Origin of the sequence: Enterobacter cloacae complex sp. P14RS (assembly GCF_014895895.1) — a bacterium.
GTDB lineage: Bacteria > Pseudomonadota > Gammaproteobacteria > Enterobacterales > Enterobacteriaceae > Enterobacter > Enterobacter bugandensis.
This window is the reverse complement of sequence record NZ_JADBQM010000004.1, coordinates 122,980-141,362: the sequence shown is the minus strand read 5'-3', so window position 1 is coordinate 141,362 and position 18,383 is coordinate 122,980. Positions and strand designations below refer to the sequence as shown.

At 59.6% G+C, this 18,383-nt stretch carries 14 protein-coding genes; 7 read left to right on the top strand and 7 right to left on the bottom strand.

Translation table 11 applies throughout. From position 1 onward, the window contains the following. Positions 1-11: 11 nt before the first annotated feature. Genes lsrB through lsrA form a run of 4 tightly spaced genes read right to left on the bottom strand, consistent with a single transcriptional unit; the run spans position 12 to position 4,508 of the window. Positions 12-1,013 carry an autoinducer 2 ABC transporter substrate-binding protein LsrB gene (lsrB, locus tag IM295_RS02640; protein ID WP_047367089.1) on the bottom strand — a complete coding sequence of 334 codons (1,002 nt, stop codon included), beginning with the start codon at positions 1,011-1,013 and terminating at the stop codon, positions 12-14. 1 nt (position 1,014) lies between these two features. Then, a complete protein-coding gene (lsrD, locus tag IM295_RS02635; RefSeq protein ID WP_047367088.1) occupies positions 1,015-1,992 on the bottom strand; it encodes an autoinducer 2 ABC transporter permease LsrD in 978 nt (325 codons plus the stop codon). Then, positions 1,993-3,024 carry an autoinducer 2 ABC transporter permease LsrC gene (lsrC, locus tag IM295_RS02630; RefSeq protein ID WP_193066172.1) on the bottom strand — a complete coding sequence of 344 codons (1,032 nt, stop codon included), beginning with the start codon at positions 3,022-3,024 and terminating at the stop codon, positions 1,993-1,995. Then, a complete protein-coding gene (gene lsrA / locus IM295_RS02625) occupies positions 3,021-4,508 on the bottom strand; it encodes an autoinducer 2 ABC transporter ATP-binding protein LsrA (RefSeq protein WP_047367086.1) in 1,488 nt (495 codons plus the stop codon). The genes lsrC and lsrA overlap by 4 nt, the downstream gene beginning before the upstream one ends. 215 nt (positions 4,509-4,723) lie before the next feature. On the opposite strand from lsrA, the gene lsrR reads away from it, so the two are divergent. The 3 genes from lsrR to IM295_RS02610 all read left to right on the top strand — a co-directional run bounded on the left by lsrR (position 4,724) and on the right by IM295_RS02610 (position 9,515). Further along, complete coding sequence (lsrR, locus tag IM295_RS02620) at positions 4,724-5,695, top strand: transcriptional regulator LsrR (RefSeq protein WP_193066171.1); 972 nt, start codon at positions 4,724-4,726, stop codon at positions 5,693-5,695. Between the two features lie 32 nt (positions 5,696-5,727). Further along, positions 5,728-7,308 carry an autoinducer-2 kinase gene (gene lsrK, locus IM295_RS02615; protein ID WP_193066170.1) on the top strand — a complete coding sequence of 527 codons (1,581 nt, stop codon included), beginning with the start codon at positions 5,728-5,730 and terminating at the stop codon, positions 7,306-7,308. A gap of 185 nt (positions 7,309-7,493) precedes the next feature. Further along, positions 7,494-9,515 carry an NADPH-dependent 2,4-dienoyl-CoA reductase gene (locus tag IM295_RS02610; protein WP_193066169.1) on the top strand — a complete coding sequence of 674 codons (2,022 nt, stop codon included), beginning with the start codon at positions 7,494-7,496 and terminating at the stop codon, positions 9,513-9,515. Here IM295_RS02610 and rlmG read toward each other — a convergent pair. Then, the gene (gene rlmG / locus IM295_RS02605) at positions 9,512-10,648 is read right to left on the bottom strand and encodes a 23S rRNA (guanine(1835)-N(2))-methyltransferase RlmG (RefSeq protein WP_126300143.1); all 1,137 of its coding nucleotides are present in this window, start codon (positions 10,646-10,648) and stop codon (positions 9,512-9,514) included. The two genes, IM295_RS02610 and rlmG, sit on opposite strands and share 4 nt — an antisense overlap. 83 nt (positions 10,649-10,731) lie before the next feature. Here rlmG and IM295_RS02600 point away from each other — a divergent pair, with 83 nt between their 5' ends. The 4 genes from IM295_RS02600 to sstT all read left to right on the top strand — a co-directional run bounded on the left by IM295_RS02600 (position 10,732) and on the right by sstT (position 14,986). Next, entirely contained in the window at positions 10,732-11,235 is a 504-nt protein-coding gene (locus tag IM295_RS02600; RefSeq protein WP_193066168.1) for a YgjP-like metallopeptidase domain-containing protein, read from the top strand. 70 nt (positions 11,236-11,305) lie between these two features. Continuing rightward, positions 11,306-12,304, top strand: coding sequence for a Gfo/Idh/MocA family protein (locus IM295_RS02595; RefSeq protein WP_028014500.1), 999 nt, complete (start codon positions 11,306-11,308; stop codon positions 12,302-12,304). A 250-nt stretch (positions 12,305-12,554) separates the two neighbouring features. After that, the gene (locus IM295_RS02590) at positions 12,555-13,523 is read left to right on the top strand and encodes a TerC family protein (protein ID WP_047367080.1); all 969 of its coding nucleotides are present in this window, start codon (positions 12,555-12,557) and stop codon (positions 13,521-13,523) included. A 221-nt stretch (positions 13,524-13,744) separates the two neighbouring features. After that, entirely contained in the window at positions 13,745-14,986 is a 1,242-nt protein-coding gene (gene sstT, locus IM295_RS02585) for a serine/threonine transporter SstT (protein WP_193066167.1), read from the top strand. A 140-nt stretch (positions 14,987-15,126) separates the two neighbouring features. On the opposite strand, the gene IM295_RS02580 is transcribed toward sstT, so the two are convergent. Both IM295_RS02580 and uxaC read right to left on the bottom strand, forming a co-directional pair. Further along, positions 15,127-16,614 (bottom strand): UxaA family hydrolase, encoded by a 1,488-nt coding sequence (locus IM295_RS02580; RefSeq protein WP_193066166.1) that lies wholly within the window; start codon positions 16,612-16,614, stop codon positions 15,127-15,129. 17 nt (positions 16,615-16,631) lie between these two features. Next, positions 16,632-18,044, bottom strand: coding sequence for a glucuronate isomerase (gene uxaC, locus IM295_RS02575; protein ID WP_028014504.1), 1,413 nt, complete (start codon positions 18,042-18,044; stop codon positions 16,632-16,634). Between the last annotated feature and the right edge of the window lie 339 nt (positions 18,045-18,383).

Sequence of the window (18,383 nt, the reverse complement as noted above, 5' to 3'; positions counted from 1 at the left end):
TTGCTCCCCCGTCAGAAATCGTATTTGCTGATGTTCTCTTTGGTGAACACCACCCGCTCCGGCAGCAGCACGATGCCGTTGCCCTTCGCCTCATACTGGTAGCCCTGCACGCTGTTCGGCTCCACCTTCAGCGCGCCGATACCTTTTACGTCCACGCTGTCGCCAGGGTTAAGATCGCCTTTTTTCAGTAGACGATCGGCGACATTGACCGCAATTTTGCCCTGTTGTACGACATCCCACAGGCCGAAGGCTTTCACCGTCCCGCGCTCAACGTACGGACGCATGACATTCGGCGTGCTGAAGCCGACAATCGCCACCCCTTCCCGCTTCAGGTTTTCCGCCGCCTGCGCCGCCGCCGGCAGGGCGTTGGCGTCCGGCGCGATGATCGCATCCAGATCCGGATACGCTTTTAAGATCCCCTCTGCGGTTTGCAGAGATTTGGTGGCGTCGTTATAGCCAAACTGGGTGGTGACGATCTGCCACTGGGGGTGATCTTTCTCGATTTTGGCCTTCGCCTCTTTCACCCACTGGTTCTGGTCGGTGACGGTTGGGCTGGAGTAGAAGAACGCCACTTTGGCATTCGGCTTGGTGACCTGTTTGCCCGCCATCTCCACCAGCAGGCCGCCGAGCTGTTCCGGCGTCCCCTGGTTGATATAAATGCTGCGGCACTCCGGTTTGGTGTCGGAATCCCAGGTCAGTACCTTCACGCCGCGCTGCATCGCACGCTTCAGCGCCGGGCAGAGGCCGTCCGGCGACACGGCGGAGACGATAATGGCGTTATAGCCCTGGTTGACGAAATTGTTGATGAGCTGCACCTGGCCGGAAACGCTCGGCTCCGTCGGGCCGTCGTAGGTCACGTCCACGCCAAGATCTTTCCCCGCCTCTTTCGCGCCGTTGCCGCCGCTGGTGAAGAAACCCACGCCCACCAGCTTGGGGATAAAGGCAATGCGGTCCGCCGCTTGCGCCGAAGCGAAGCTGAGGGCCATTGCCAGGACGAGCAGTTTTGTTTTCATCTTACGCTCCGGATAGTTTTCTGAAGAGAGATCGCACCCATTCGCGGTGCAGACTTAGCGAACGTCCCATCACCACCACAACCAGCAGCGCCCCAGACAGCGCGCTCGACACCTGGTTGGGGATGCCGACCATCTGTAATCCCTGCTGGAGATACCCCACCAGCAGCGCCGCCAGCGCCGTACCCAGCACCGACCCTGAACCCCCGTAAATATTTGCCCCGCCGAGTACGGCGGCGGTGAGTGCGGGCATCAGCAAATCGCGCCCCAGATCCGAACGCGCAGAGCCGAAATAGGAGACCATCACCAGCGCGGCCACCGCCGACGCCACGCCCACCAGACCGTACAGCGCGTAGGGCATGCCGTTCACCGACAGCGCCGCATAGCGCGCCGCGCGCGGATTCTGGCCGATTAAAAACAGATGGCGGCCAAAGCGCCCGCGATGGGTAATCAGCCAGAAGAAGGCGGTAATCACCGCGAACAGCACCAGCGGGATCGGCAGCCCCAGCACCGTGAGGTTAGCGAACGCGGTAAAACCGTCCGGGAAGCCGCCGATGCCCTCGTAACCCGTCGCCCCCGCCATGCCGGAGAGCAGCAGCGCGCCGCCGCCGTAGAGGTAGAGCGTGCCGAGGGTAATGACTAAAGGGCTAATGCCGGTGTAGTGGATCAGCGCCGCATTCACCAGCCCACACAGCAGGCCAAGCAGCAGCGTCAGCGGAACGGCGATCGTCATGGGCCACCCCGCCTGCATCATCACCCCCAGCGCGATGGCGCACAGGCCGATGGTGGAGCCCAGCGAAATGTCGATCCCGCCGCTGATAATCACCAGCGTCAGCGGCAGCGCCACGATGCCGATGCAGATGAAATCGCTGGTGCTGAACAGCAGCATGTTAACGTCGAGCATGCGCGGGTTAATGGCGCCGAAGAGCAGGATCTCCAGCACCAGCAATATCAGCAGCGCGCTTTCCCAGTTGAGCCTCATTTACGCCACCTCTTTGTTGCGTTTGGGAAACGGGGTGACGTGCTTTCCCCCTCTGTTGCCAGGCTGGAACCGGCCGTACTTCAGCGCCCGCTGATGGCGTGACAGCGCCTGGCGCAGCCGCCCGTCGAGCACCAGCACGCCCAGCAGCACCAGCCCGGCGATGAAGTCATTCCACCACGCCGGTAGCCTGAACAGCACCAGCACGGTGTCGATTTGAGTAAGGAAAAACGCGCCGAGGAACGCACCTACCAGCGTGCCGGTGCCGCCCAGCAGCGAAATACCGCCGAGCACGCAGGCGGCAATGGCCTTCATCTCCAGCCCGCTGCCGGTCTGGTTGGGCACAAAGCCGATCTGCGCGGCAAAGACAATCCCGGCGCAGGCCGCCAGCATGCCGTTGAGGGTGAAGGCGATCATGCGCGTGCGGTTCACCGCCACGCCCAGCTGGCGCGCGGCGGCGAGGTTATCCCCCACCGCGTAAAAATTACGCCCGAACGCGGTGCGCGATAGCCCCCACGCGCCAACGACAACGAGAATCAACACTCCCACGCCGAGCGGCGAAATGCCGATGGCGGCAGGCCCGGAGAGAGATTTCAGCCCCGCCGGCAGCCCCTCAATCCACTTTCCGCCCGTCCAGAGCAGCATCGCTCCTCGGTACAGCCCCAGCGTGCCGAGGGTGGCGACAATCGCCGGAATGCGCAGCCCCACCACCAGAAAACCGTTGAATGCCCCCGCCAGCGCGCCAATCGACAGCGCGAAGAGAATGGAAACGGGCAGGCTGTAGCCGCCGTTGAGCGCCACGCCGACGGCAATGGCGGACAGCCCGACGGTTGAGCCCACGGAGACGTCGATATTGCGGGTCAGCATCACCAGCGCCGCGCCGATGGCCAGCAGGATCAGGATCTGCGCGCTAGCGAAGATCATCCCCAGCGTTTGCAGGCTGAAGTAGGACGGATTCAGCGCCACCAGCACGGCGAACAGCGCCAGAATGGCAAGAAACGCGCTCAGCTCGCGGTTTTTGAGTAAGATCTTCATGATTGTCCTCCAAACGCCAGCGCCATCATCCGGTCGAGGCTGACGGCGTGGCGCGGCAGCTCGCCGCTGAGTACGCCCTGATGCATCACCAGCACGCGGTCCGCGAGGCCGGGGAATTCATCGAGATCGCTTGAGATCATCAGCACCGCAACATTCTGCGCCGCCACGCTTTTAATGAGCTGGTAGATATCGGCGCGCGCCGACACGTCGACGCCGCGCGTCGGCTCATCGACGATCAGCAACAAAGGATTGGCCTCCAGACAGCGCGCCAGCAGCACCTTCTGCTGGTTGCCGCCGGAGAGCGTGCGCACGGTTTGATCCGCATGATTGAGCTTGATCCCCAGCGCACGGTGATAGCGCTCCACCACCGCAGACTCCCGCTTTCGCTGCTGCCAGAGCGACGGCTCGTTCAGCGCCACCGTGTTCCAGCGGACAGGCGCGTCGAGAAACAGGCCGGACACTTGCCTGTCTTCCGGCAGATAAACCAGCCCTTTTTCCAGACGTAAACCCACCGGATCGGAGGTGATCTCCCGGCTCTCCAGCCACACCCGCCCGCCGCGTACGGGACGCAGGCCGTAGAGCGTTTCGGCAAACTCGGTGCGCCCGGATCCGACCAGTCCGGCAAGGCCAACGATCTCCCCGGCGTAAATTTCCAGGCTGAGATCGATAAAGCCCTCTCCGGTGAGATCTTCCACGCGCAGCACCGGAAAATCCTGCGGCTGGGTGCGGCGATTGCCCGGCAGCGCCAGCCACAGCTTTTGCGCATCGCTTAAGCCTTTCTCGCGGCTGACCGGCGTCATGGCGGCGATCAGGGCGCTGTCGTCAAACTGGGCGGTTTCGCCGCTGAGCACCACCGCGCCGTCGCGCATCACCGAAACGTGGCTCGACAGCGTGCGGATTTCCGGCAGCTTATGCGAGATAAAGACAATCCCGACGCCGAACGCCTGTAAGGCGCGGATCTGGCGAAACAGCCGTTCGGTTTCACCGGGCGTCAGCGAGGCCGTGGGCTCGTCCAGGATCAAAATTCTGGCGTTGCGCATCAGCCCGCGCAGGATCTCCACCATCTGCTGGTCCGCCACTTCCAGGGTGCTGGCCGTTGCATCAAGGTTAAGCTGACATTGCAGCTGCTGGAGTTTCTCCGCCAGCCGCTTTTCCCGATCGCGCTCGCGCGGCAGGCGGAACAGGATGTTTTCCCTCACGGTCAGGTTGGGGAAAAGCAGAGGCTCCTGCGGCACCAGATAAATGCCTAACCGATGCGCCTGCGCCGGGGTAAGCCGTGCAAAAGACTCGCCCGCAACCGAAAGTTCACCGCTATCCGGCGTTTCTACCCCGGCGATGATCTTCATTAGCGTCGATTTTCCCGCGCCGTTACCGCCCATCAGCGCGTGCACCTGCCCCGCAAGCAGCGTGAAATCAATGCCTTTTAAGACCGGTACGCCTGAGAACTGCTTGCTGATATTTCGCGCGTTGAGAAGTGGTGTCATCATCGCTCCGCTATTGAACAAATGATTTTTAGATTTAATAATGTTCAAAAGCGTAGACGGTGAACTATATTTACAACCGTGCAGGGATCACAATTTTATCGATTGAGATTCAGATTAACCAGAAACGATCTAAAAGATCCGTTTTGCCGCGTGGCTCACATTTTCACGCCGCGCCATTACGAACATATGATCTAAATTTTTATAAGAGTTCAATTATGAGCGATAAACGCACTGCGGAAGAAGGACGGTTTGCCGGGCTGGCGCTGGCGGAAGAGGAGCTGGTGGCGCGCGTCGCCTGGTGCTACTACCACGACGGGCTGACCCAGAATGATATCGGCGAACGGCTCGGTCTGCCGCGCCTGAAGATCTCCCGCCTGCTGGAGAAAGGCCGCCAGTCGGGGGTGATCCGCGTGCAGATCAACTCCCGCTACGAGGGCTGCCTGTCGCTGGAAACCGAGCTACAGCAGCGCTTTGGCATGAAGCTGGTGCGCGTGATGCCTGCCCTAAATACCCCGCCGATGAACGTGCGGCTGGGCATTGGCGCGGCGCAGTCGCTGATGGGCGTGCTGGAGCCCGGCCAGCTGCTGGCGGTGGGGTTCGGTGAAACCACCATGAGCAGCCTGCAACACTTAAGCGGCTTTATCAGCTCGCAGCAGATCCGCCTGGTGACGCTTTCCGGCGGCGTAGGGCCGTATATGACCGGTATCGGCCAGCTGGATGCGGCCTGTAGCGTCAGCATGATCCCCGCCCCGCTTCGCGTCTCATCCGCCGAAGTGGCCGGGATCTTAAAGCGCGAAACCAGCGTGCGGGACGTGATCCTCGCCGCGACCGCCGCTGACGTGGCGGTGGTCGGCATTGGTTCCGTGAACCAGCGCCGTGACGCGACGATACTGCGCTCCGGCTATATCAGCGAAGGTGAACAGCTGATGTACGCCCGCAAAGGGGCGGTGGGCGACATTCTCGGCTATTTCCTCAATGCCGAAGGGGAATGCGTCGAGGAGCTGGAGATCCACAAAGAATTACTCGGCGTCTCGCTTGATGAGCTGGCGCAGCTGCCCACCATCGTTGGCGTAGCCGGAGGGGAAGAGAAAGCCGATGCGATTTATGCCGCACTGAAAGGTCGCCGTATTAATGGCCTGGTGACGGAAGAGACGACAGCCCGCGCGGTGCTGGCTCTGGCCGAATAAGAGTCGCCCTGCGCTAATAGCGAGGCAAGCTCATGAGTTACCTTTTAGCGTTAGATGCAGGGACAGGCAGCGTTCGCGCCGTGATTTTCGATTTACAGGGCAACCAGATTGCCGTCGGCCAGGCCGAGTGGAAGCACCTGAGCGTGGAGAACGTGCCGGGCTCAATGGAGTTTGACCTCGACACCAACTGGCAGCTGGCCTGCCGGTGCATTCATCAGGCGCTGTCGCGCGCGAATCTGACCGCGGCGGATATTCAGTCCGTCGCCTGCTGTTCGATGCGCGAAGGGATCGTGCTGTACGACCGCAGCGGCGAGGCCATCTGGGCCTGCGCCAACGTCGACGCCCGCGCCAGCCGCGAGGTGGCTGAACTCAAAGAGATCCACGACTACCGTTTTGAATCCGAAGTGTATGACGTTTCCGGCCAGACGCTTGCCCTTAGCGCCATGCCGCGCCTGCTCTGGCTGGCGCATCACCGTCCGGACATCTACCGCAAGGCCGCGACCATCACCATGATCAGCGACTGGCTGGCTGCAAAGCTCTCCGGCGAGCTGGCGGTCGATCCGTCTAACGCGGGCACCACCGGCATGCTGGATCTCTTTTCACGCGACTGGCGTCCGGCGCTGCTCGACATGGCCGGGCTGCGCGCCGATATTCTCTCGCCGGTAAAAGAGACCGGCACCGTGCTGGGGGCCATCACGAAAGAAGCCGCACAGCAGAGCGGTTTACGCGAGGGCACGCCGGTAGTGATGGGCGGCGGCGACGTGCAGCTGGGCTGCCTTGGGTTGGGCGTGGTCCGCGCCGGACAAACGGCGGTGCTGGGCGGCACCTTCTGGCAGCAGGTGGTTAACCTGCCGCAGGTGCGCACCGATCCTGAGATGAACATCCGCGTAAACCCGCACGTTATCCCCGGCATGGCACAGGCGGAGTCGATCAGCTTCTTTACAGGGCTGACCATGCGCTGGTTCCGCGACGCCTTTTGCGCTGAGGAAAAGCTGATTGCCGAGCGGATGGGGATGGACACCTATTCCCTGCTGGAAGAGATGGCGGGCCGCGTACCCGCTGGCTCCCACGGCGTAATGCCAATCTTCTCCGACGCGATGCATTTCAAGCAGTGGTACCACGCCGCGCCGTCGTTTATTAACCTCTCTATCGACCCGGAAAAGTGCAACAAAGCGACGCTGTTCCGCGCCCTGGAGGAGAACGCGGCAATCGTCTCGGCCTGTAACCTGACGCAGATTTCGCGCTTCTCCGGCGTGACGTTTGACAGCCTGGTGTTTGCGGGCGGCGGCGCAAAGGGCGCCCTGTGGAGCCAGATTTTAAGCGACGTCACCGGCCTGCCGGTGCGCGTGCCGGAAGTCAAAGAGGCAACGGCGCTCGGCTGCGCCATTGCCGCCGGAACGGGCGCGGGGATGTTTGCGGATATGGCCTCGACGGGCGAGCGGCGGGTGAAGTGGAGCCGCGAGTTTACGCCAAACCCGCAGCACCGGGAGCTGTACGACAGCATGATGGAGAAGTGGCAGGCGGTGTACGCGGATCAGCTCGGGCTGGTGGACAACGGGCTGACCACATCGATGTGGCAGGCGCCGGGGTTAGCGCGGGCAGCGACGCCGTAAATAACGCCGGATGGCGCTGCGCTTATCCGTCCTGGGGTTTTGTAGGCCCGGTAAGCGTAGCGCCACCGGGGAAGTTCTTTGAGATCTATCACAATCATTCGATCCCGCTTTTACCTTTCTGCTGCCGCTGGCTAAATTAGTAACTCATCCGACCACATAACAATAATTTTACACTGGAAGAGACTATGAGCCGCTACCCGTCGCTATTCGCCCCCCTCGATCTGGGGTTTACCACCCTCAAAAACCGCGTGCTGATGGGCTCGATGCACACCGGGCTGGAAGAGCGTCCGGACGGAGCCGAGCGCCTGGCAGCCTTCTATGCCGAACGCGCCCGCCACGGGGTGGCGCTGATTGTCACCGGCGGCGTAGCCCCTGCCCCTTCAGGCGTGACGATGGAGGGCGGCGCAGTCCTGAATGATGCGACACAGCTGCCGCATCACCGCATTGTCACGGACGCGGTGCATAACGAAGGCGGCAAAATCGCCCTGCAAATTCTGCATACCGGGCGCTACAGCTATCAGCCAAAGCTGGTTGCGCCATCGGCTATTCAGGCGCCGATTAACCGCTTTACCCCTCACGCCCTCAGCCACGACGAGATCCTGGCGCTGATCGACGATTTTGCCCGCTGCGCCGCGCTGGCGCGTGAGGCGGGCTACGACGGCGTAGAGGTGATGGGCTCTGAAGGCTATCTGATTAACGAATTCCTCGCCGCACGCACCAACCAGCGCGATGACGAATGGGGTGGCGACTATACCCGTCGGATGCGCTTTGCCGTGGAAGTGGTGCGCGCGGTGCGCGAACGTGCGGGCGCGGACTTTATTATTATCTTCCGCCTGTCGATGCTCGACCTGGTAGAGGGCGGCGGCACGTTCGACGAAACCGTGCAGCTGGCGCAGGCGATTGAAGCCGCAGGTGCCACCATCATCAACACCGGGATTGGCTGGCACGAAGCGCGCATCCCGACCATTGCCACACCGGTGCCGCGCGCGGCGTTCAGCTGGGTAACGCGCAAGCTGAAGGGCAAAGTCTCCGTTCCGCTGGTAACGACGAATCGCATTAACGACCCGCAAGTGGCGGACGATGTGATCTCACGCGGCGACGCCGATATGGTCTCGATGGCGCGTCCGTTCCTCGCGGATGCCGAACTGCTCTCCAAAGCGCAAAGCGGCCGTGCGGATGAGATCAACACCTGCATCGGCTGTAACCAGGCCTGTCTGGATCAGATCTTCGCCGGCAAAGTCACCTCATGCCTGGTGAACCCCCGCGCCTGCCATGAAACCAAAATGCCGGTGGTTGCGACGGTCAATAAAAAACGCCTGGCCGTGGTGGGCGCTGGCCCCGCTGGGCTGGCGTTTGCGGTGAATGCCGCCTCGCGCGGGCACAGCGTGACGCTGTTTGATGCGCTGGCGGAGATCGGCGGGCAGTTTAATATCGCCAAACAGATCCCCGGCAAAGAGGAGTTCTATGAAACCCTGCGCTACTACCGCCGGATGATCGATCTGACGGGTGTTGATCTGCGGCTTAACCAGCTTGTCAGCGCGGCGGATCTGCTCGGTTTCGACGAGGTGATCCTCGCGAGCGGGATCGCACCGCGCACGCCTGCAATCGAGGGTATCGATCATCCGAAGGTGTTGAGCTATCTGGACGTATTGCATGACAAAGCGCCCGTTGGCGAGAAGGTGGCGATTATCGGCTGCGGCGGGATCGGCTTTGATACCGCGATGTATTTAAGCCAGCCGGGCGAGGCCACCAGCCAGAACATCGCCGAGTTTTGCGTAGAATGGGGCATTGATACCAGCCTGAGCCAGTCCGGCGGATTACGGCCGGAAGGGCCGCAGCTGCCGAAAAGCCCGCGCCAGATCGTGATGCTCCAGCGTAAGGCCAGCAAGCCGGGTGAAGGGCTGGGCAAAACCACGGGCTGGATCCACCGCGCCACCCTGCTCTCGCGCGGAGTGAAGATGATCCCGGCGGTGAGCTACCAGAAGATCGACGACGACGGGCTGCATGTGCTGATCGGTGGTGAACCGCAGCTGCTGCGCGTGGATCATGTGATTTTGTGCGCCGGACAGGAGCCAAAGCGCGATCTGGCCGATCCGCTGCGCGAAGCGGGTAAAACGGTGCATTTGATCGGCGGGTGCGACGTGGCGATGGAGCTGGATGCGCGGCGGGCGATTGCGCAGGGCACCCAGCTTGCACTGGTTATTTAGCGACGACGCCCCAGCTTCACCGCTTTCAGCACCACAAACTTGTTATTGGTCGCAATGGTGACGCAGTTGCCGAAAATCTTTTTCAGCTTGTGGAAGTAGTCCAGGTGGCGGTTCGCCACGATATACAGCTCGCCGTTGATTTTCAGGCAGCGGCGCGCGTGGTGGAACATCTCCCATGCGACGTTATCCGTCAGGGCGTGCTTCTGGTGGAACGGCGGGTTGCAGAACACGGCGTTGAAGCGGAAAGGCTCAACGCCGGAGAGCGCGTTGTTGATCATAAATTCGCAGCGATCCACCGCTTCCGGCATGTTGATTTCCACGTTCAGACGGCTGGAGGCCACCGCCATCGGCGACTCGTCGCTGAACACCACGCTGGCTTCCGGATTCTTCGCCAGCAGCGTCAGGCCAATCACGCCGTTGCCGCAGCCCAGATCGACAATCTCCCCTTCCAGGTTTTCCGGCAGGTGCTCCATAAAGAAACGCGCCCCAATATCCAGCCCGGTGCGGGAGAAAACGTTCGCATGGTTATGGATGGTCCAGTCGGTGCCTTCCAGTTTCCAGCTCAGCGTCTCCGGCGCGTCGGCCAGCTCAGGTGCGCTGAAGATGCAGTTGATCAGGCGCGCTTTTTTCCAGGCAAGCGTGGTAGTGGTCGGGCCGAGGACCTTCTCGAACAGCTCCAGCGTCGACGTGTGAATATCGCGCGCTTTGGCACCCGCAATGATGCGGGTTTCCGGCGTGACGACTTTACGCAGCGCGCGCAGCTGCTGCTCCAGCAGCGCCATGGTTTTGGGCACTTTGATCAGCACCACGCCCGGCGCCTGCGGGTAGTCCGCGGTGCTGTCGAGGAACTTCACGCTGGACTCGTCGATGTCGTTATGGCGCAGGTTTTCACGCGTCGCCAGCTCGCTTAAGTAGGAATCGCCGATGCTGTACGGCGTGTGCTCTGCCAGGGCGCAGCCCAGGGCACCAAACGCGTCATTCAGGATCAGAACCGGGCCGCGGATTTCAGTCTCATCCAACTGCTGCAGCAGATATTCATCTGCCGCTTCCCACGCCTGAAGCGGGTTTACGTCGTCCGTTTCCGGGAAACGTTTAAGGTTGAGTGAACGGAAACCGTTGTCTAAGTGGCTCATCGGCCCTCCTGAATGGTAAAATTTGGCGTATCCCTGAAAAGGGTGCGTGAGTATACCCGTTTTCGCATTAATTTGGGCTTTTGATGAACCAACTTACTTATCTCCAGGGCTATCCGGAGCATTTACTTTCCCAGGTTCGCAGCCTGATTGCCGAGCAGAAGCTCGGCGCGGTGCTGGAAAAACGCTATCCCGGCACGCACGATTTCGCGACCGATAAGGCCCTCTGGCAGTATACGCAGGATCTGAAAAGCCGGTATCTGAAGAGCGCGCCGCCGATCAACAAGGTGATGTACGACAACAAGATCCACGTGCTGAAAAACGCGCTCGGCCTGCACACCGCCATCTCCCGCGTGCAGGGCGGCAAGCTAAAGGCTAAGGCGGAGATCCGCGTGGCGACGGTTTTCCGTAACGCGCCGGAAGCCTTTCTGCGGATGATCGTGGTGCATGAGCTGGCGCACCTGAAAGAGAAAGAGCACGACAAAGCGTTCTATTCCCTGTGCTGCCACATGGAGCCGCAGTATCACCAGCTGGAGTTTGATACCCGCCTGTGGCTTACGCATTTATCGTTAAATGGTAATGCGGAATAGCGCACTGGTTTTGCAATAATCCCGTGCTACAGTGGCTAAAGGTTCCCCGCTACGGAGTACGTAAACGTTTATGATACGTTTCGCAGTCATTGGAACGAACTGGATCACGCGCCAGTTCGTCGACGCCGCCCACGAAACCGGCAAACTTAAACTCACCGCAGTCTATTCCCGCAGCCTTGAGCAGGCGCAGAGCTTTGCTAACGACTACCTCGTCGAGCATCTCTTCACCTCCCTGGATGAAATGGCGCAAAGCGACGCCATTGACGCGGTCTATATCGCCAGCCCGAACTCCCTGCACTTCCCGCAAACGGCGCTGTTTCTCGGCCACAAAAAGCACGTAATTTGCGAGAAGCCGCTGGCCTCGAATATTGAGGAAGTGGAAGCGGCCATTGCGCTTGCCCGCGAAAACCAGGTGGTGCTGTTCGAAGCGTTCAAAACCGCCAGCCTGCCGAATTTCCTTCTGCTGCAGCAGTCCCTGCCGAAAATTGGCAAAGTGCGCAAAGCCTTTATCAACTACTGCCAGTATTCGTCGCGCTATCAGCGCTATCTGGACGGCGAGAATCCGAATACCTTTAACCCGGCCTTCTCAAACGGCTCGATTATGGATATCGGTTTTTACTGCCTGGCCTCTGCCGTAGCGCTGTGGGGCGAGCCGCACGGCGTTACGGCCACCGCCAGCCTGCTGGAGAGCGGCGTGGATGCACACGGTTTGGTGGTGCTGGATTACGGTGATTTCAGCGTCACGCTGCAGCACTCCAAGGTGAGCGATTCCGTGTTGCCGAGCGAAATTCAGGGCGAAGCCGGGTCGCTGGTCATCGAGAAGATCTCCGAATGCCAGAAGGTGAGCTTCGTGCCGCGCGGCGGCAAAGCGCAGGAACTGACGCAGCCTCAGCATATTAACACTATGCTCTATGAGGCAGAGGTCTTCGCCCGTCTGGTGGAAGACAACGAAGTGAATCACCCAGGCCTTGCGGTTAGCCGCACCACGGCGAAGCTGCAAACCGAGATCCGCCGCCAGACCGGCGTGGTGTTCCCGGCAGACGGCATAGGCGCGGAAGCGATCGCGTAAAGCTGTGTAATGAAACGGCGCAGGCCATTGACGAAACCGATGGTCTGACATATTTTGTTACCTGCAAAGGGGAGTAACTTCTTCGCCGGTGGATCGTCATTACGATGCGTTAAATATGCATCCGGTCGCCGGGCAACCTTCGTGGTTGTAAGTGAGACCTTGCCGGAAGGCGAGGTCTATGCATAAAAAGCTAACGGCTATCGTCTTCTGACCATGGCCGTTTTTGTTTTTTATGTGTAAGGAAAATAGTATGCATTCTGTCGGCACTCCAATGCTGTGGGGCGGATTCGCGGTTGTCGTGCTCATCATGCTGGCGATCGACCTCTTTTTGCAGGGTCGTCGCGGCGAGCACGGCATGAGCGTTAAGCAGGCCGCCGTCTGGTCGCTGGTCTGGGTTACCCTCTCGCTCCTCTTTTGCGCCGCCTTCTGGTGGTATCTGGCCTCGACTGAAGGCCGTGCGGTGGCCGATCCTCAGGCGCTCGCCTTCCTCACCGGTTATCTGATTGAAAAAGCCCTGGCGGTTGATAACGTCTTCGTCTGGCTGATGCTGTTCAGCTACTTTGCTGTGCCTGCAGCCCTGCAGCGCCGCGTGCTGGTCTACGGCGTGCTGGGTGCCATTGTCCTGCGTACCATCATGATCTTCGCCGGCAGCTGGCTAATTACCCAGTTCGAATGGCTGCTGTACGTGTTCGGCGCGTTCCTGCTGTTTACCGGGGTCAAAATGGCGCTGGCGAAAGAAGACGATACCGGTATCGGTGATAAGCCGCTGGTGAAGTGGATCCGTGGTCATCTGCGCATGACGGACAAGATCGAGAGCGAGCACTTCTTCGTGCGTAAGAACGGCCTGCTGTTTGCTACCCCGCTGCTGCTGGTGCTGATTCTGGTCGAGCTGAGCGACGTGATTTTCGCGGTAGACAGCATCCCGGCAATCTTCGCGGTGACGACTGATCCGTTCATCGTGCTGACCTCTAACCTGTTTGCGATCCTCGGCCTGCGTGCGATGTACTTCCTGCTGGCAGGCGCGGCAGAGCGCTTCTCGATGCTGAAGTACGGTCTGTCGGTGATCCTGGTGTTTATCGGTATCAAGATGCTGATCGTGGATTTCTACCACATCCCGATCGCCATTTCGCTTGGCGTGGTGTTCGGCATTCTGCTGGTGACGCTGGTTATCAATACCTGGGTTAACCGCCAGCACGATAAAAAGCAGCAGGCGGAGTAATCCCCTCACCCTAACCCTCTCCTCAAAGGGGAGAGGGTTAACACACTTTTGTGACTCAATAGTTAAAAAATATGATGTGACACGTAAAATCCAGCATTTTACTCTTCCGCCTTTCCCCGCTTTCCTTGATACTCAACCAGGCAAACAAATATTTACATCCTGAAATAAATGTGACTTAGAGCACATCCAGGATGGAACACAATTTCACTTAGGAATTTAGTATGAGCACACAATCTAAGGGCCTGCTTGCGCGTCTGACGCAGGGTAGCCTGGTTAAACAAATCCTGGTAGGTCTGGTTCTGGGTATTCTGCTGGCGCTGGTGTCAAAACCTGCCGCGGAAGCGACGGGGCTTCTCGGAACGCTTTTCGTGGGCGCGCTGAAGGCCGTTGCGCCGGTGCTGGTACTGATGCTGGTCATGGCTTCTATCGCCAATCACCAACACGGACAAAAAACCAACATTCGCCCGATTCTCTTTTTATATCTGCTGGGCACGTTTTCTGCTGCGCTGACCGCAGTGGTCTTTAGCTTCCTCTTCCCCTCCACGCTACATCTGACCTCTGCGGCGGGCGACGTCACGCCGCCTTCAGGCATTGTGGAAGTGCTGCGCGGCCTGCTGATGAGCATGGTTACGAACCCCATTGATGCCCTGCTGAATGCCAACTACATTGGCATCCTGGTGTGGGCGATCGGCCTGGGCTTCGCCCTGCGTCACGGCAACGAAACGACGAAAAACCTGGTCAACGACATGTCCAACGCCGTGACCTTTATCGTTAAGGTCGTGATTCGCTTTGCGCCCATCGGTATCTTCGGCCTGGTGTCGTCTACCCTGGCCACAACCGGCTTTGACGCGCTGTGGGGCTACGCGCAGCTGCTGATAGTGCTGGTCGGCTGTATGCTGCTGGTGGCGCTGGTGATCAACCCGCTGCTGGTGTTCTGGCAGATCCGCCGTAACCCGTATCCGCTGGTGCTCACCTGCCTGCGCGAGAGCGGCGTATACGCCTTCTTCACCCGCAGCTCGGCGGCAAACATTCCGGTCAACATGGCGCTGGCGGAGAAGCTGAACCTGGATCGCGATACCTATTCCGTGTCGATCCCGCTGGGTGCGACCGTGAACATGGCGGGTGCGGCGATCACCATCACCGTGCTGACCCTGGCGGCAGTGCATACGCTGGGTATTCCTGTGGATCTGCCAACGGCGCTGCTGCTGAGCGTGGTGGCGTCGCTGTGTGCCTGTGGCGCATCCGGCGTGGCGGGCGGTTCGCTGCTGCTGATCCCGCTGGCGTGCAATATGTTCGGCATCCCGAACGAGATCGCCATGCAGGTTGTGGCCGTCGGCTTCATCATCGGCGTGCTGCAGGACTCCTGCGAAACCGCGCTGAACTCCTCTACCGACGTGCTGTTCACCGCAGCGGCCTGTCAGGCGGAAGACGCGCGTTTAGCGAAGAATGCCCTGCGAGGTTAACAGCAAAACGGCAACCCTGAGGTTGCCGTTTTTAGTGTTTGTACCCTCTCCCCGTGGGAGAGGGTCAGGGTGAGGGCATCAGGCCGCACCGATTAAAGTTCAGTAGGTCGGGTAAGCGCTAGCGCCACCCGACAAAACATTTAAAGCGTCACACCACTCTTAAAGATCGCCAGCTCGCGGAAGTCGTTCTTCTCGTTACAGGTCTGCCTGCCGTTAGCAAACTCCACGATAGTGTCCACGAACTCCGTCAGCAGTTGCGGCATCGCTTTGCCGTGGATCAGCTGGCCTGCGTCGAAATCGATCCAGTGCTTTTTCTTCGCCGCCAGCTCGCTGTTGGTGGCGATTTTGACCGTCGGCACAAAACCGCCGTACGGCGTACCGCGACCGGTGCTGAACAACACCATGTGACAACCCGCCCCCGCCAGCGCGCTGGTGGCGACCGCATCGTTACCCGGTGCGCTCAGCAGGTTCAGGCCGTGGGTTTTCAGGCGTTCGCCGTAGCGCAGAACGTCCACCACCTGGCTGGCCCCCGCTTTCTGGGTGCAGCCGAGGGATTTCTCCTCCAGCGTGGTGATTCCGCCCGCCTTGTTCCCCGGCGACGGGTTCTCGTAAATCGGCTGATTGTGGGCAATGAAGTACTGTTTGAAGTCGTTCACCATGGTGACGGTCTTCTCAAACGTCTCTTCGTCACGGCAGTGGCTCATCAGAATGCGCTCCGCGCCAAACATTTCCGGCACTTCGGTCAGCACCGTGGTGCCACCGTTGGCAATCACGTAATCCGAGAAGCGGCCCAGCATTGGGTTAGCGGTAATGCCGGAAAGACCGTCAGACCCGCCGCACTCCAGGCCAAACTTCAGCTCACTCAGCCTGCCCGGCTCGCGCCTGTCGTGGCGCATCACCTCATACAGCTGATGCAGCTGCTCAACGCCCGCTTCCACTTCGTCGTCCTGATGCTGGCACACCATGAAGTGAACGCGCTCAGGGTCGAATTCTCCCAGCGTCTCGCGGAAGGCGTCGACCTGGTTGTTCTCGCAGCCGAGGCCGATCACCAGCACCGCGCCCGCATTCGGGTGGCGCACCATGTTTTGCAGCATGGTGCGGGTGTTAATGTGGTCATCACCCAGCTGGGAGCAGCCGTAGGTGTGGCTGAACAGATGTACCCCGTCGATGCCCTCGGCATCGTGGGTCTCCTTCAGAAAGCGGGTCTGGATCTGACGCGCAATGCCGTTCACGCAGCCGACGGTCGGCAGGATCCACAGCTCGTTGCGGATCCCCACATCACCGTTTGCGCGACGGTAGATTTGCACCTCACGATCCTCCGCCTGCACGCCTGCCTTCGGTAGTTCAGGCTGATAGCTGTACTCGTCCAGATCGCTGAGATTGGTGCGGGTATTGTGGGAATGAATATATTCACCCGGTGCAATATCCGCCAGCGCATGGCCGATGGGCAAACCGTACTTCACCACGTTCTCCCCTTTTGCAATGGGGATCAGGGCAAACTTGTGTCCACGTCCAATGGCCTGGCACAACGTGACCGACTGGTTTTCGAAGGCCACTTCCGTCCCTTCGGTTAAATCTGCCAGCGCGACGGCCACGTTATCCAGCGAATGGATTTTGATGTATTGCATATCAACCTCAGACGGCCTTAGTTCAGTTCAATGGCGAAGTAGTCACGCGCATTGTTAAAGCAGATGTTTTTCACCATGTCGCCCAGCAGCTGGAGATCTGCTGGCGCTTCACCCGCATGCACCCAGCGGCCAATCATCTGGCACAGGATGCGGCGGAAATATTCATGACGGGTATAGGACAGGAAGCTGCGGCTGTCGGTCAGCATACCCACGAAGCGGCTTAACAGACCGAGCTGCGCCAGCTGCGTCATCTGACGCTCCATGCCGTCTTTCTGATCGTTGAACCACCAGCCGGATCCGAACTGCATCTTGCCCGGCATACCTTCGCCCTGGAAGTTGCCCACCATGGTGCCCAGCACTTCGTTATCGCGCGGGTTCAGGCAGTAGAGAATGGTTTTCGGCAGCAGGTTTTGCTCGTTCTGTTTGCTCAGCAGTTTTGACAGCTCTTCCGCCAGCGGGCGGTCGTTGATGGAGTCAAAGCCCACGTCCGCGCCCAGCAGTTTGAACTGGCGCTGGTTGTTATTGCGCAGCGCGCCGATATGGTACTGCTGTACCCAGCCGCGACGGGCGTATTCCGCGCCGAGGAACACCAGCACCGCGGTTTTGAACTGCGCCACTTCATGCTGGCTAAGCGATTCACCGGAGAGGCGACGCGCCAGGATGCTGTCCAGTTCGGCTTCGTTGGATTCCGCGAACAGCACCACGTCCAGCGCGTGGTCAGAGACTTTACAGCCGTGCGCCGCGAAGTGGTCCAGACGTTTGGTCAGCGCGGTTTGCAGATCGGCGAAACGACGGATGTCGGTATCGGACACTTCCGCCAACTTCGCCATATAGTCGTTGAACGTGGCCTGCTCAATATTGAAGGCTTTGTCCGGGCGCCAGCTTGGCAGCACTTTAATGTCAAAAGAGGCGTCTTTGGCGACAACGGCATGATGCTCCAGGGAGTCAATCGGATCGTCGGTGGTGCCCACCATCTTCACGTTCATCTGCTTCATGATGCCGCGCGCGGAGAAGTTATCCTGCGCCAGCAGTTCGTTGCACTGGTCCCAGATTTCATCCGCCGTAGCGGGAGAAAGCAGCTTGCCGGTGATGCCAAACGGACGGCGTAGTTCGAGGTGCGTCCAGTGGTAAAGCGGGTTGCCGATAGTGTGCGGAACGGTCGCCGCCCAGGCGTCGAACTTCTCGCGATCGGTCGCGTCGCCGGTACACAGGCGCTCGGCCACGCCGTTGGTGCGCATTGCGCGCCATTTATAGTGGTCACCCTTCAGCCAGATATCATACAGGTTTTTGAAACGGTAATTTTCGGCAACCTGCTGCGGCGGTAAGTGGCAGTGGTAGTCGAAAATCGGCTGGTCTTTAGCGTAGTCGTGGTACAGGCGGCGGGCAAATTCGGTATCTAACAGAAAATCGTCGGTCATAAACGGCGTCATTATCGTCTTCCTCATTACGGGAGCGTCAGAAAGCGTATGTTCATATGCTGCAAAGTTATCACACCAATTTCCACCCACCGAAGCTTTTTTCGTGAGTGAGATCAATAAACGCTAACAAATAAATTACCCTCAATGGGGTAAATTCTTCTACAGGCCGCGCCGCTTCTGGCTTTGCGCGCAGCGATTAATGTCCCTACAAAGAATCATACATTTGTGATGTCACTCACCTTTTAAAGTTGTATGACAAGTTATCGTTTCGCCGTCGCAAACACTAAGCCGACGGAATGCGTTACCGGTGTGAGACACATCGGATTTAACGGTACGGATACCGACTTATGC

Bases quoted from the DNA above. Each gene is read 5' to 3' on its own strand.
- lsrD (WP_047367088.1), bottom strand. From the start codon at position 1,992: ATGAGGCTCAACTGGGAAAGCGCGCTGCTGATATTGCTGGTGCTGGAG.
- IM295_RS02610 (WP_193066169.1), top strand. From the start codon at position 7,494: ATGAGCCGCTACCCGTCGCTATTCGCCCCCCTCGATCTGGGGTTTACC.
- sstT (WP_193066167.1), top strand. From the start codon at position 13,745: ATGAGCACACAATCTAAGGGCCTGCTTGCGCGTCTGACGCAGGGTAGC.
- rlmG (WP_126300143.1), bottom strand. From the start codon at position 10,648: ATGAGCCACTTAGACAACGGTTTCCGTTCACTCAACCTTAAACGTTTC.
- lsrC (WP_193066172.1), bottom strand. From the start codon at position 3,024: ATGAAGATCTTACTCAAAAACCGCGAGCTGAGCGCGTTTCTTGCCATT.
- lsrR (WP_193066171.1), top strand. From the start codon at position 4,724: ATGAGCGATAAACGCACTGCGGAAGAAGGACGGTTTGCCGGGCTGGCG.
- lsrK (WP_193066170.1), top strand. From the start codon at position 5,728: ATGAGTTACCTTTTAGCGTTAGATGCAGGGACAGGCAGCGTTCGCGCC.
- IM295_RS02600 (WP_193066168.1), top strand. From the start codon at position 10,732: ATGAACCAACTTACTTATCTCCAGGGCTATCCGGAGCATTTACTTTCC.
- lsrA (WP_047367086.1), bottom strand. From the start codon at position 4,508: ATGACACCACTTCTCAACGCGCGAAATATCAGCAAGCAGTTCTCAGGC.
- lsrB (WP_047367089.1), bottom strand. From the start codon at position 1,013: ATGAAAACAAAACTGCTCGTCCTGGCAATGGCCCTCAGCTTCGCTTCG.
- IM295_RS02590 (WP_047367080.1), top strand. From the start codon at position 12,555: ATGCATTCTGTCGGCACTCCAATGCTGTGGGGCGGATTCGCGGTTGTC.
- IM295_RS02580 (WP_193066166.1), bottom strand. From the start codon at position 16,614: ATGCAATACATCAAAATCCATTCGCTGGATAACGTGGCCGTCGCGCTG.
- IM295_RS02595 (WP_028014500.1), top strand. From the start codon at position 11,306: ATGATACGTTTCGCAGTCATTGGAACGAACTGGATCACGCGCCAGTTC.
- uxaC (WP_028014504.1), bottom strand. From the start codon at position 18,044: ATGACGCCGTTTATGACCGACGATTTTCTGTTAGATACCGAATTTGCC.